Origin of the sequence: Jeotgalicoccus coquinae (assembly GCF_014207425.1) — a bacterium.
GTDB lineage: Bacteria > Bacillota > Bacilli > Staphylococcales > Salinicoccaceae > Jeotgalicoccus > Jeotgalicoccus coquinae.
Genome location: NZ_JACHFF010000001.1, coordinates 952,124 through 966,466, shown reverse-complemented (window position 1 = coordinate 966,466; position 14,343 = coordinate 952,124). Strand labels below are relative to the sequence as shown.

Here is a 14,343-nt window from a genome sequence, read left to right as displayed (position 1 = left end):
AAAAGCCATGCATGAAAAAATGTATACAGTTGGTGAGCTATCCAGATTATCCGGGGCAACGATCAGAACGATTCAATATTACGATAAAATCGATTTGCTTAAGGCCAATAGAGATGTAAAGAAAAATATCAGATATTATTCAAAAAACGATTTAATGACGCTTCAGCAAATCTTATTTTATAAACGCCTTGGTTTTTCATTGAAAGAGATTAAAACTAACCTGATTAATTTTGACGATGTCGCTGATATAAAAAATATATTACAAAGCCAGGCAGATATCCTGTTTCAGCAGGAGATGGATATCAAATTAAGGCTGACAATTATCCAGGCAGTGAATAATGTGCTTGAGACTGATCCGAATCAGGACCTGGAACCTTTCACGGAACTTGTACTCGGGCTGAATAAGCAAACCATTCTTGATTATGCAAATGTTGAATTCGATGAAGAAACAGAAGAATTATTTAATGATAAGTACGATGATTACAACGAGATTATTGAAATTTACTGGCAGTGGAAACAGCTTATTTTGGAAGCGGCCTCTTATAAGTTGAATAGTACAGATGAGAATAGTCAAATCAGGCTTCAATTTGGCAGGAAGTGGGATGATTTCACAAAAAGCGTCACAGCTGAAGACCCCGATGCTGCCGCAGTATTTGAAAAAGGGCTGGAAGACAGTGCTAAGTGGCCGGAGGAAGATCTCTTTTTATACAACTTTTCCAATGATTTCATAGAGGATGCACATAATTATTATCTGACAAAGGGTGATGTACATGATTAAACTGGAGAATCTGACAAAAGTATACGGGGATAAAACTGCAGTGGACGGTCTAAGCTTGACGTTTAAACCAGGTGTGGTCACAGGACTTCTCGGTCCCAATGGATCAGGCAAATCGACAACGATGAAAATGATTATATCTCTCGTCAATCCGACTGCTGGTGATGTACTGATTAATGGGAATAAATATAAAGATTATCAGGAACCATTTAAACAAGTTGGTACCCTTATCGATCCATCAGCTTTAGATAAGAATTTCACGGCAAAACAACACTTATCTATTATAGCTGAAGCGGCAAATATCAATTCAGACAGAGTGGATGACATGCTGCAAATCACGGGACTGGATAATGCGAAAGATAACAAGCTGAAATCTTTTTCCCTCGGCATGAAGCAGCGGCTCGGTGTTGCCACAGCACTGCTTAGTAATCCGGCTGCGATTATTTTGGACGAGCCATTCAACGGACTGGATGTAGACGGCATTAAATGGCTTAGAAAGCTGTTCAAAGAGCTTGCAGAAGAAGGGAAAGCTGTAGTTGTTTCGAGTCATTTAATGAGTGAAATCCAGGCAGTCGCCGACCGGGTTGTTATTATCGGTCAGGGTAAATTGCTTGCGGATATGACTATGGAAGAAATGAATGAAAAGAGTTTAAGCTCATATGTCTATGTGGAAGCGGACAATCTGGAAAAAATGAAAAAAGCGCTCGAAGAAAAACAAGCAGTCATCAAACGAAAGGATGCAGGCTTTGAAGTGCGAAATCTTGAAGCAAAAGAAATTGGCAGACTGGCTCTGGAACAGCAGCTGACGCTTCATGAGCTTAAGAGTGTGAAACCTTCCCTGGAGGAATTATTTACGGAAATCACTTCCGGCAAAGCAGATTATGTATCACAAGGGGCTGAAAATAAATGATGAACCTTATTAAATCAAATTTTAAAAAGATATTATACCTGCCGGCCTACCGGAATTTTTTAATGATGACGGTAGTTCTTAGCATCGTGTTCGGAGCCATTTTTCTGTTCACTATTAACATTACTCAGGGCAGAGCGTTCACGGATCTGACTTTTATGGAAATGATTGATATTTCATTTCTCGGGATAGATGTGACAACGATTATGCTGATTATATTTACAGCGATGTTTATTTCGAAAGATCTGGCTGCAGGCGCAGTGCATACAAATTTAGCAATCACTCCGAACCGCAGGAAATACTTTATTTCTAAAATCATTTTCCTGGCTGTGTTATTCATTCTGATTAGTATAACAGTCGCAGTATTATTGGTTATCACCAGTCAGCTCATTGCATCCGCAATTGGTGTGAGCGGGTTAAGTGCTGCAGGAAGTGCTCTTTATCAAATCATCATCGGTTCTATCGTCATGGTCTTATTTTATACGCTCTTAAGTGCAGCCGGAACATTTTATATTCAATCACCTGCAGGCGGGATTACTTTTGCATTAGCTGTCATGTTCCTTCCTGCACTCATTAAGATGTTTCCTGAGGTTGTATCAGACCCTTTACTTGTTATATTTCCTGAAAACGCACTGAATTACTTTATCGGAGTCGGCAGCGGTTCTTTCGTATTATCTGCAGCTGTACTTCTGGCATGGATTATCATTCCATCAGTAATCGCTTTGTGGATATTTAACAGAATAGACTATTAAGATACCAGTTATAATGCAAGACCCGTCCAATACATCGGACGGGTCTGTTTGTATTTGAGATTCAGTTTTAATTGAGATACTTGAATATAAGACTGCACAGAGTTAAAAACTGTTCTGTGCCCCGGATTTTATCAGCAGTAAAAATGTTTCACAATTTCGAATAGTAGTTTAACTTTATATTTTACAATGTGCTCTTTAATATTATTCTTACGATGTTATAATTATGCATGGTATTATACTTTTGTAAAAAAATTTGGAGGTAAACGAAGTGGCGGATGAAAAACAGTTTTCAAGGCGTGATTTCTTGAAAACAACAGGGGCTGCTACCGGTGGAGTTATCGGCGGCAGTCTGCTCGGCGGGCTTATTGGTTTTAACATGAATGAAGTGGACAATGGTGGAGGTAACGAAAGCGCTGATTCCGACAGTTCCGGCGGCTCACATGGCCACAGTGATCACGGTGGCGGCATTCCGGATCAGGGACGTGTATTCTTCAGCAATGATGAGGATTTCCGTATCATTGAAGCGGCTATGGAAAGAATTTTCCCTGAATCAGATGCGGGTCCGGGTGCAAAAGAACTCGGTGCAGCATACTTTTTAGACGGACAGCTTGCAGGTGCATATGGACATAATTCGAGAGAATATATGCAGGGTCCTTTCCACGAAGGAAAAGGCACACAGGGTTACCAGTCTAATTTAAACCGTGCTTCATACTTCATGCTTGGAATCAGAAAACTGCAGGAAGAAGCAGAAGAGCGACACGACACGTCGTTCGCCAAATTGGACGGTAAACAGCAGGACGAAATTTTAAAAGCGTTTGAAACAGATGAAGTAGACTTCAATGTGCCTAAAAATACAGCAACAGCAGGGTTCTTCTTTAAACTATTACATACTGCAACATTAGAAGGGGTATATTCAGACCCGATCTACAGAGGCAATAGAAATATGGCGGGCTGGAAGATGAAACAGTTCCCGGGACACCAGCATTCTTATTTAGATGTCATTGATACTGATGAATTTCAGGATATCGAACCAATACCCAATTTTGGTTAACGGGTTGAGAATTTAGGAGGAAAATGAAATGGTAAAAGAATTAGATAAAGTAGACGTTGTTACGATCGGTGCCGGCTGGACAGGCGGTATCGTTGCTGCAGAAACAGCAAAAGAAGGATTAAAAGTTAAAAGTTTAGAGCGCGGTGCATACCGTGATACAACGGACTATCAGCATGTGCATGATGAATTGAAGTACGCTCAGCGTTATGAACTGATGCAGGACACTTCAGTTGAAACTTTAACGTTTAGAAATAAACGGGACGAACTTGCACTACCTGTGCGTCGTTTAGGTTCATTTTTACCAGGAAGCGGACGAGGCGGAGCCGGTACGCACTGGAACGGCCAAACTGACCGTTACATGCCATATGATTTTGAAATTAAATCAATGACAGAAGAAAAATACGGCAAAGAAAAACTTGGAATAGATTCCGGACTTCGTTATCGTGACTGGGGTGTTACATTTGACGAGATGGAAAAGTACTATGACAAGTTCGAAAAAACTGCCGGAGTCAGCGGTGAGGAAAACCCGCTTGGTGAGGAACGTTCCAGTCCATATCCAAACCCGCCAATGCTTAAAACAAAATCGTTAAGATTATTTGAAAAAGCAGCAAATGAGCTGAATTTACACCCTATTATGATGCCGTCTGCCAACATGTCACAAAGTTATGAAAACCCTGATGGCGAAGTTTTAAATCAATGTCAGTACTGTGCATTCTGTGAACGTTTTGCATGTGAATATGATGCAAAAGCAACACCTGACATAACAGTACTAAAAACAGCAGAAAAAACCGGAAACTTTGACATTCGTTATAATTCAAACGTAACTGAAATTGTTACTGATAAAGATGATGATAAAAAAGTAACAGGTGTGAAATTCATAGACACTATAACGCGTGAAGAATATTTCCAGCCGGCGGATGTTGTTGTATTAACGAGCTTCTTATTCAATAACTATAAACTGCTCAGAGTTTCAGATATCGGGGAACAATATGATCCTGAAACAGAAAAAGGGGCACTCGGAAGTAACTATTGTTACCAGACTGGTTTAGGTGCGACCGGTTTCTTTGATGAACAGTTCAACACATTTATGGGTGCAGGTGCACTTGGTATGATTCTGGATGATTTCAACGGTGACAACTTTGATCATGAAGGTCTGGATTTTATTCACGGAGGATCAATCCACTTTACTCAGACAGGCGCCCGTCCTATTTTATCGAACACAGTTCGTAAAGATACACCTGAGTGGGGAGAAGAGTTCAAAGAAGAATCAATTAAAAACTTTACAAGAACATTAGAAGTGTATTCAATGGCGCATACAGGACCGCATAAAGATCATTACCTGGACCTGGATGATACATATAAGGATGCATTTGGAAATTCACAAGTAATGCTTACTTATAATTGGACAGAACAGGATAATGCAAGAAATAAATATCTGACAGAGAGATGTAAAGAAATTGTAGAGAAGATGGGTGCAAAACATATCGATGTATCCAATGATGACATCGGTGCATACGATATTGTTCCTTACCAATCAACAAATATTTCAGGTGGTACTCCAATGGGGACAGACCCTGAGAACAGTGTAGTTAACACTTGGCTGCAGCACTGGGATCGTGACAACCTGTTTGTTGCAGGATCCAGTACATTTGTACACAACTCAGGAAACAACCCGACAGGAACAGTCGGTGCGATAGCATACCGCTGTGCTGAAGGAATAATTAAATATCATAAAAACAACCAGAGATTAGAAGACTAAGGTAGATAGATAAACACACGCAAAATTTGCGTGTGTTTTTTTATTATATAAATGTTATTTCTACACATCGTTAATGCAGACGTATATATTATAAGTGACAGAGCGAATTCATATCAGAGAGGGAGTAGCTATGTGAAACGATTGAGTGTGTTAATGATGATTTTGTTTGTCAGTGCATGCAGTAAAAGAAAACCGGTGCCAGATTGACTGACAGCGATTTTTTTGTTTAGGAATCAGGAGCTTATAGGATTATCTTTTGTAATGATATCAAGAGAAAATCCCCCTAAAGTGTCTGCTTTAGGGGGAACATATCAAAGGACGGTCTTTCTTTTACTGTTCGCTGAAGTAAGTGTGAAGTGCAGAGAGCTCTTCATCGTTGATTTGATCTTCACTGAAAGCAGGCATCTGTCCCTGACCGTTTCTTACAATTTCATTGAAATCATCTTCGCTGAGACTCATACCTGCAAGCGCCGGACCTGCACCGCCTGAGAAGTCTGAGCCGTGACACGATGCACAAGAGCTCTGTGCGATACCTTCAGCATCGGCATCACCACTTGAAGCGCTGCTGTCTTCTTCTGTTGCAGGCTCTTCCGACCCATCTTCTTCGCCATTGCCGCAAGCGCCGAGAACGAGCACCATGGAAAGACCGCTGACCATTAACAATTTCTTTAAACTCATTAAAAGTCCCCCTCAAAATTTTTTAATACTTACTATATACCCAATACAACACAAAGTTAATGAATAATAAAAATATTTGTAATCAATTTCATAGAAAGACGCTGCCGGATTTTTCTGACAGCGTCTTTTTTGTTTATAATCTATTCAATTTCTTCGTCTTTCACTTTCATCAGTCTCAGACTGTTCAATGCTACTAATATCGTTGCGCCCATATCGGATAATATCGCAATCCACAGTGTCAGCCATCCCGGGATAACTAAGAAGAGGGCAAGAACTTTAATCGCAATGGCGAACGTAATATTCGCTTTAATAATATTGAGTGTCTTCCTGCTCAGCTTCACAGTGAAAGGCAGCTTACGCAAATCGTCTCCCATTAAAGCAACATCTGCGGTTTCCAGAGCCGTATCTGTACCGGCACCGCCCATCGCAATACCAACCGTTGAAGCGGCTAAAGCAGGCGCATCGTTCACACCGTCGCCAACCATACCCACATGTTTATACTGTTTTTTAAGTTTATTAATGACATTCAATTTATCTTCCGGCATAAGCTCTGACTGAACATCCGTTACACCAACATGCTCTGATATTGCTTTCGCTGTACTGTGGTTATCACCCGTCAGTATGACAGTCTTATCGATGCCTGCTTCATGCAGTTTCTGAATCACCCGTTTACTCGTCTCGCGGACTTCATCCGCCACTGCGATCAGTGCGAGTACTTTACTGTTTGTACCTGCAAGCATGACCGTTTTACCCTGTTCCTGAAGTGTTTTTACTTTATGGTGAACGTCTGTCGTGAAGTTTGGTGTGTCTAATTCTGTGAATAAAGCCGGGCTGCCGATGTAATATGTTTCGTTATTAATATCACCCTGAATGCCTCGTCCTGTAATGGAAGAGAAGTTATGGATTACTATATTAGTATAATCCGCATTCATGTGGTCGGCTTTGTTGATAATTGCTGAAGCCAGCGGATGCTGCGAACGGTTTTCCAGTGCGCTGATGATTGACATCAGTTCAGTTTTGTTTGTTTCGCTGTTTAAGATTTCGTAGTCCGTTAATATAGGGACACCCTTAGTCAGCGTACCTGTCTTATCAAATGCGATGGCTTTTAAGCCGCCCATTTCTTCAAGATGAATACCGCCTTTAATTAAAACCCCGTGTTTTGCCGCATTACCAATCGCAGAAACGATGGATATCGGTGTAGAAATTACTAATGCACATGGACAGCCGACAACAAGTACAGCCAGTCCCTGATACACCCAGGTCGACCATTCTGCATTAAAGAATAGTGGAGGAACAATCGCGACCAATAGTGCAATGACCATTATAGCCGGTGTATAGTACTTCGCGAACTTATCGACAAAGGCTTGCGCCGGTGCACGTTCTCCCTGTGCTTCTTCTACAAGGTGGATGATCTTTGAAATCGTTGTGTCTTCAATCAGTTTCGTAATTTTAACTTCAAGGAAACCTTCTTCGTTGAGTGTTCCTGCGAACACTTCATCGTTATTCGATTTTTCTACAGGCAGTGATTCACCTGTAATGGCGGCCTGATTGACTGAAGAGTGCCCGGATGTAATGATTCCGTCCATCGCAATCTTCTGACCTGGTTTTACAATCATCACGTCATTCACCTGGATGTCGTCGACATGGATTAACTGCGCGTGGCCGTTTCTTCTGATCAGTGCTTCTTTCGGCATGATATCCATTAATGAACTAATGGATTTTCTGGCACGTTCCATGGAAAAACGTTCGAGTGCTTCACTGATAGCGAATAACACGACAACAATCGCAACTTCCGCCCATTCGCCGATTAAGACACCACCGATAACCGCAACAGTCATCAGCGTTCTCATATCAAAATCCAGTTTCGTTAAATTGATTAATCCTGTTTTCAGCATATTGCTGCCGCCGATCAGCATGGACGCGATAAACAACAGCGGCGTTAAAATATTATCGTTGCCATTGACTGCCATGGAGATAAAACCGAAGGCAATTAAAAGAATGGAGTAGAGGAGTGTGCTGTGTTTTTTATAGAAAGGATCTACTTCTTTTTTATCCTCTGAGTTTTGACTTGTGACTCCTTTTTTAGTTTCCGGAGTCACTTTAAGGTTCTCAAATGCGCCTGCCTGTTCCAGTTCGTCTATGGTTGCTGTACCGTATACCGAAATCTTTGATGCACCGAAGTTTACTTTAGCATCGTGAACTGCAGGGAGTTTCTGGACATTACTTTCAAACTTGCCCGCACAGTTGGCACATGAAAAGCCTTGTACACGGTAAACTGTTTTATCCGCTTCAGACATTGGCCGTCACTCTTTCCCCGGACATGAGTGCAAAGGTGATCAGCTGTTTAATATTCGGATCTTTCAGCGAGTAGAACACCAGCTTGCCTTCTTTACGTGACGTCACGATACCTTCTTTATATAAGGTGCGCAGGTGATGGGATGTATTCGCGATCGTGATATCCAGTATCAATGCAATATCACATACGCATAACTCATCATCTTGACAGAGGATATATGTAATCTTTGCTCTGTTCTTATCCGCAATGGCTTTCAGTATTTGCGACATACCCATGATGTCGACAGCTTCTATTTCTTTCTGAAGTCTCTCTACCTTATCTTCGTCGTAGCAGAACACTTCACATACGTTTTTATTAGTCATGGTCCACCTCTATATTCAAATATTTACTTGATTGTAATTGTAGAGGGTTTTATCTTGTTATTCAAGTGGATACTATAATGAGTTTTCAAAAAAAGTGATAAGCGATTAATCATCACTTATCACTTTTAGTTCAGTTCGTATTGTTCGCTGACGTAATCAATAATTTCCGTCAGCTGTTTGACACGGGAAGCATGGACATGTTTCGAAATGGTCGACACAGATCGTTTTGTCAGTTTTGCGATTTCTTTCTGAGTAATACCTGTTAAATAGTACTGCATGACTTCCTGCTGCAGCGGGGTCACGGTTCTAAAAATATCAGTTGCATACATTAACGCAATTTCGATGCCCTTCGGCATATCCGGACTTGAAAAATCCTGTACTTTCGATTTTTTAATCGTTTGAAGCGATTCTCTTACTGCTTTTATGGAAGGATGATCCCAGCGATCCGGATTGTATTCAGGGTAAGAGTCATCCACAGTATGGAAGCTGCATTTTAACGGGAAGTCCGAAGCAGGCCATAATGATTTCGCATAAAACGCTAACAGAATAGTGTAATGCGGCTGTGATGATAAAATAAACAACTCTTCGCCCATACGGTAATTCATATATAATTTATTCTCATCTGAGTTTAAATCCCGCAGCTTACGTTCTATATGAGAGAGATGGTTGTATATCTCAGGCGGTGCCTTAGTACTGTTCGACACATCCAAAATCAGCATGGATATTATGAGAATCAGCTCCTTTAATATAATAGCTATATTGTATAATAATTCGCTTTAAAAGGCGAATTGAATAAATTGATTCGCCTATATAGGCGAATTTTATGGATATGAAAGTGATATAATAGAGAGGCCGGGAGGCGGCTTATATGATAACTATTGAATCTGAAATCCATAAACAAGTCGTTAAGAATTTAGAGTTCGAAGGTATAAAGCTCTAAAAAGAACAGCAAAAATTAATACTTGATGTGATTAACTCCAATAAGGAGATTACTAACGAACGCATTCGACAAATAGCATTTAACGATAATCGCGGCTAATTTATTTTGGCTGCGATTTTTATAACCAAATCTCAGGAAGATAATAATTTTGAATACTACACCGGAGCACCGTCGTACTTTAGCCGGCCCTGAAATACGACGATGAATGCGTGTCGTATTTCAATGGAGCTTTGAGTACGACGGCAAAACACTGTCGTCTTTTAAGAGAGCTTGGCCGACGACGGTGTTTTGCCGTCGTATTCGAGAGCGGCTTGGAGTACGTTGTCATTTCGGCGTCGTACTTCAACATGGTTTCAAATACGACGGGACTTGCACATAGTACTTTAAAGGTCCTTCGGATACTACAGGGATTGGCCGTCGTCCTCCAGCGCGGGCGAAGTCCAATCCCGCACCAGGCATCCCCGCGCCGGTGATGAGAATTTTATCTTTTAAAAGAATTTAGTTTGAATTGGTGCCGATACGTCTATGTAATTAGATGAAACACACGCTGAAATCTGTTACTATGTTAGAGATTGAGAATTGATGAACGGGAGTGCCATTATGCAATTTACAGAGTTAACACTGGAAGAATTCAATGACTATACAGGGAAACATTTCAGTCATTTTACCCAGACGGAACAAAACTACAAATTAAAAACTGACAGCGGTATTGAGACCTACTTAGTCGGGGTCAAAGACGGCGACGCGGTTAAAGCGGCGTGCCTTGTGACGCTGACGCCTGTGATGAAAGTATTTAAATATGCATATACGAACCGCGGGCCGGTACTCGACTACGGCGACGAATTGGTGTTTAAAACATTTTTTGACGGGCTGACGAAGTTCTTAAAACCGAAGAAAGTCATGTACCTGCGTGTGGACCCGTATGAAGTCATTAATAAGCGGAATCACGAGGGTGAAATTATCGAGAGTATGGACAACGATTATATCTTTGATAACTTTAAGTCTCTTGGTTATCACCATGATGGATTTAAAAACGGCTTTGATCCGATTGTTCAGGTTCGCTGGCATTCAGTGCTGGATCTTGCCGGTAAGGATAAGAAGACAGTGCTTGATGATATGGACACGCTCCGTAAGCGTAATATTAAAAAGGCGGAGAAGAATGGTCTTCATATTAAGTATCTGGATATCGATAATATTGATATTTTCCGCAAGTTTATGAAGGATACGTCTGAGATGAAGGCGTTCTACGACAGAGATGACAGTTTCTATATTGACCGTAAACGCTACTTTAAAGATCAGGTGATGATTCCGATGGTCTACGTGGACCTGGAAGACTACAATACGTCCATTGCACAGGATAAAAAGAAGATGGCGAAGAATCTCGAGAAAGCAGAACGTGCCCTGGAGCGCGATCCGGAGAACGTGAAGAATCAGAACAAAGTGGTGAATCTGACTGAGCAGGTGTCGAACATCGATGCGAAGCTTCAGGAGGGTAAACAGTTACTCGAGACTCACGGCAAGGAACTGCCGTTGTCGAGTGCCTACTTTATAGTCACGCCGCATGAAGTGACTTACCTGTCAGGCGGAACGGATAACGACTTCCGTCATTTTGCGGGAAGCTACTTAATTCAGTGGACAATGATTCAGTACGCCCTGGAGCAGGGTATCGACCAGTACAACTTCTACGGTATCAGCGGAGACTTTACTGAGAATGCTGAGGACTACGGTGTAATTCAGTTTAAAAAAGGATTCAACGCTGTCGTGAATGAATATATCGGGGACTTTATCAAACCGGTTAATGGTCCTGCATATAAAATCTACAACACATTAAACAATTTGCGTAATAAATAAGAGAGAGTGAATCGCATGAAGTTTTTAGAATTAACTGATGAAGAATATGCGGCATTTATAGAGGAAGGTCATGAAGCGGCATTCTTCCAGATGCTGGAAAATAAAACAAACCGTGAAATGAACGGCGAAACGGTTAAACTGCTCGGCGTTAAGGATGATGCAGGGGACGTCGTTGCCGCTTGTCTGTTTACACTGCAGCCGACAGTCATGGGCAAATATTTCTATTACTCGAACCGCGGCCCGGTACTCGATTACCATAATCTTGAGCTGGTGCGTTTCTATTTTGAAGGGTTAACGGAATACCTGAAGAAGAATAACTGTTCCTACGTTAAAGTCGATCCAAACTGGATTTACAAGAAGTATGATAAGGATGTTGTCGAGAAAGAAGATTACCCGGCGCAGGACGCCTTAATCGAGCTGCTGGGGTCGCTTGGCTACGGTCATGAAGGATTTACACGCGGTTACTCTAAGACGTCACAAGCACGCTGGATGAGCGTTCTGGATATGACGCCGTTTGAGAGTGAGAAAGAACTTGTGAAGTCATTTGACTCCCAGCGTAAGCGCAATATTAAAAAAGCGCAGAAGTACGGTGTGGAGCTGCGTTTCTTAGAGGTTGATGAAATCGATAAGTTCGTTAAGCTGTACGCCGATACATCGGAACGCCAGGGCTTCTTTACTCACCCGGATCCGAAGGGCTACTTCTCACGCTTTAAGAAAGCATACGGCGATAAAGTGCTCATTCCTTACGCCTATATCGAACTCGATAAGTATGTGGCGAATCTGACTAAAGAGCTGGATGATGTGACTCAGCGTCTTACGACAATGCAGGCGAAAGAGAATAAGAATGACAAGACATTAAACAAGATTAAAGAGATGGAAAAACAGGTTTCGAACTTAACGGGAGATCTTGAAGAGGCGCGCATCATTCATGAGAAAGAAGGCAACGTGCTGGATCTTGCTGCCGGCATTTACTTCGAAACACCGTATGAGCTTGTATATAACTCAGGCGCAAGTACATCTGAGTACCCGCAGTTTGTCGGACCGTATAAGATGCACCTGGAGATGATGAAGTATTGTATCGAACATAACATTTCACGCTATAACTTCTACGGGGTGAGCGGAGACTTCTCTGAAGACGGGGAAGACTATGGTGTTTATCGTTTTAAACGCGGATTTAATGCAGAAATTGAAGAGCTGGTCGGGGACTTTGTGAAAGTCATTGCACCATTCCAGCACAACGTCTATAAAGTAAAAGCAAAACTTGGATTGAATAAGTAAAAGACAGAAAGGTTTGATCCAGCGATGGAAGTAAAACCAATAACAGAAGACGCATTTAGATTATTTGTACAGACCTATGACGGGCATATGCACTATTTCCATGATGAGATGTTTTACGATTACATTTCACAGGTGAATGAAACACATCTGCTCGGGTTATATGATGGGGAAGAACTCGGTGGTGTGTCGCTGTTAAGTGCGACATCCGTACTGAAGAAATTCAGACTGTTTACATCACACACGGGGCCTTTGCTGCGTGATTTCTCTAATGAGCGATTGAAGTTCTTTTTAGAAGAGATTGATAAGTACGCCAAGAAGAACGGTGCCCTGCAGATGATTCATTCGCCGTATACTGTGTATCAGATGCGGGACCATGATGGTAATGTGGTTGAAGACGATGAGCGTAATAACCAGGAGATTGTATCACTGTATGAGAATCTGGGTTATAACCATCACGGCTTTACGACAGAACTGATTACAGAAGAGCTGCTCCGTTATCAGGCAGTCATTGATGTCGATAAACCCCTCGATGCCATTTTAAAGCAGATGGATGTGACGACGCGCTACAATACACGTCAGACGGAAACGATGCCGCTTGAGTTAAAGCTGCTGGATGAAGATGAGTACGATAAGTTTATCGATATATATAAAGAGACCGAAGAACGCATTGGCTTTGACCCGGTGCCGGCAGAGAAGATTAAAAATCTGCTGCACACGTTAAAAGACCGTATGTTTTTAGTGCTGACGCATGTGAATGTGGACAAGTATCTGGCTCAGCTCGAAGAAGAACGTGAAGCGGAACTCGCTAATATTGCAGAGATTGAAGAGAAAACTGCGAACGGCACAGCGACGAAGCGCGAGAAGAAACGTGTGAACGAACATAAAGAACAGCTTGCGAGTAAAGATAAGCGCATTCAGAAGATGGAAGAATTCAAAGCGGAATTCGGTACGGAGCTCGACTTATCTGCAGGAATGTATTACTACAACAACCATGAAATGGTGTACCTGTTCAGCGGAAGCTATCCGGAACTGTCGTTCTTTAAAGGCACGAACTTTGCGACGTGGGAAATGATCAAGAAGGCGCAGGAATTAGGCGTGAAGCGGTTTAACTTCTTCGGCCTGACAGGCGACTTTACAGAAGACGCACAGGACTACGGCGTTTACCGCTTCAAACGCGGCTTTACACCGTATATCGAAGAGCTGCCGGGGACGTTCGACAAAGTCTTCAACAAACCGGTATATACGATAGCGAAAAAACTCGGAAAGATATAAAGAGATAGATTTCTGAGGAACGAGGTTAGGAGCCCCATTGGATGATAGCGAGAGAAATAGTTGATTTTCTTGGATTAGTACTCAGTATTCTCAGTAATCATTATGTATTTTGGTACATCATATTTGCATCGATAATCGCGTACGGCGTTATTAAAATCCATAAAGAAGAAAATAAACCATATTTAAAACCGCTGTTGAAAATAATGGCATTGTATTACTTACTCAGGGGCACGTTTGATATATTCTTTATGTAAATAACCTGATGAACAGCTGACAGATAATCTGTCAGCTGTTTTTTTGTTTGGTGCGGGGATGGGAGTTATTGGATTTTGCAGCACAATGACCCGGCATAACGATTCCCAGGTACTTGTGGAAGTGACAATGACCCGGGAGGCCAATTCTGGGGTACTTGTGGAAGTGAC

At 41.8% G+C, this 14,343-nt stretch carries 13 protein-coding genes; 9 read left to right on the top strand and 4 right to left on the bottom strand.

What is annotated here, in order from left to right:
• The first annotated feature begins 7 nt into the window (after positions 1–7).
• The 5 genes from HNR41_RS04780 to HNR41_RS04760 all read left to right on the top strand — a co-directional run bounded on the left by HNR41_RS04780 (position 8) and on the right by HNR41_RS04760 (position 5,244).
• Positions 8–778, top strand: coding sequence for a MerR family transcriptional regulator (locus tag HNR41_RS04780; protein WP_184282245.1), 771 nt, complete (start codon positions 8–10; stop codon positions 776–778).
• Positions 771–1,685 carry an ABC transporter ATP-binding protein gene (locus HNR41_RS04775; protein ID WP_184282243.1) on the top strand — a complete coding sequence of 305 codons (915 nt, stop codon included), beginning with the start codon at positions 771–773 and terminating at the stop codon, positions 1,683–1,685. The genes HNR41_RS04780 and HNR41_RS04775 overlap by 8 nt, the downstream gene beginning before the upstream one ends.
• Positions 1,682–2,434 carry a hypothetical protein gene (locus tag HNR41_RS04770; protein WP_184282241.1) on the top strand — a complete coding sequence of 251 codons (753 nt, stop codon included), beginning with the start codon at positions 1,682–1,684 and terminating at the stop codon, positions 2,432–2,434. Before HNR41_RS04775 ends, HNR41_RS04770 begins: the two co-directional genes overlap by 4 nt.
• A 268-nt stretch (positions 2,435–2,702) precedes the next feature.
• The gene (locus tag HNR41_RS04765) at positions 2,703–3,485 is read left to right on the top strand and encodes a gluconate 2-dehydrogenase subunit 3 family protein (RefSeq protein ID WP_184282239.1); all 783 of its coding nucleotides are present in this window, start codon (positions 2,703–2,705) and stop codon (positions 3,483–3,485) included.
• Positions 3,486–3,513: 28 nt separating this feature from the next.
• On the top strand, positions 3,514–5,244 hold the full coding sequence (locus HNR41_RS04760; RefSeq protein ID WP_184282237.1) for a GMC family oxidoreductase: 1,731 nt from the start codon (positions 3,514–3,516) through the stop codon (positions 5,242–5,244).
• 330 nt (positions 5,245–5,574) lie between these two features.
• Here the strand turns inward: HNR41_RS04760 and HNR41_RS04755 are convergent, their stop codons facing one another.
• The 4 genes from HNR41_RS04755 to HNR41_RS04740 all read right to left on the bottom strand — a co-directional run bounded on the left by HNR41_RS04755 (position 5,575) and on the right by HNR41_RS04740 (position 9,299).
• The gene (locus HNR41_RS04755) at positions 5,575–5,922 is read right to left on the bottom strand and encodes a c-type cytochrome (RefSeq protein ID WP_184282234.1); all 348 of its coding nucleotides are present in this window, start codon (positions 5,920–5,922) and stop codon (positions 5,575–5,577) included.
• Between the two features lie 140 nt (positions 5,923–6,062).
• Positions 6,063–8,219: a heavy metal translocating P-type ATPase gene (locus tag HNR41_RS04750; RefSeq protein ID WP_184282232.1), complete on the bottom strand. Its 2,157-nt coding sequence runs from the start codon at positions 8,217–8,219 to the stop codon at positions 6,063–6,065.
• Complete coding sequence (locus HNR41_RS04745) at positions 8,212–8,580, bottom strand: ArsR/SmtB family transcription factor (protein WP_184282230.1); 369 nt, start codon at positions 8,578–8,580, stop codon at positions 8,212–8,214. The genes HNR41_RS04750 and HNR41_RS04745 overlap by 8 nt, the downstream gene beginning before the upstream one ends.
• 125 nt (positions 8,581–8,705) lie before the next feature.
• Positions 8,706–9,299, bottom strand: a complete 594-nt coding sequence (locus HNR41_RS04740; RefSeq protein ID WP_081962350.1) for a helix-turn-helix transcriptional regulator — start codon at positions 9,297–9,299, stop codon at positions 8,706–8,708.
• An 821-nt stretch (positions 9,300–10,120) separates the two neighbouring features.
• Between HNR41_RS04740 and HNR41_RS04735 the strand changes: the two genes are divergently transcribed.
• Genes HNR41_RS04735 through HNR41_RS04720 form a run of 4 tightly spaced genes read left to right on the top strand, consistent with a single transcriptional unit; the run spans position 10,121 to position 14,175 of the window.
• Positions 10,121–11,371 (top strand): aminoacyltransferase, encoded by a 1,251-nt coding sequence (locus HNR41_RS04735; protein ID WP_184282228.1) that lies wholly within the window; start codon positions 10,121–10,123, stop codon positions 11,369–11,371.
• Between the two features lie 15 nt (positions 11,372–11,386).
• A complete protein-coding gene (locus HNR41_RS04730) occupies positions 11,387–12,649 on the top strand; it encodes an aminoacyltransferase (protein WP_184282226.1) in 1,263 nt (420 codons plus the stop codon).
• A 24-nt stretch (positions 12,650–12,673) separates the two neighbouring features.
• Positions 12,674–13,921 (top strand): peptidoglycan bridge formation glycyltransferase FemA/FemB family protein, encoded by a 1,248-nt coding sequence (locus HNR41_RS04725; RefSeq protein WP_184282224.1) that lies wholly within the window; start codon positions 12,674–12,676, stop codon positions 13,919–13,921.
• 41 nt (positions 13,922–13,962) lie between these two features.
• The gene (locus tag HNR41_RS04720; protein ID WP_184282222.1) at positions 13,963–14,175 is read left to right on the top strand and encodes a hypothetical protein; all 213 of its coding nucleotides are present in this window, start codon (positions 13,963–13,965) and stop codon (positions 14,173–14,175) included.
• Positions 14,176–14,343 lie beyond the last annotated feature (168 nt).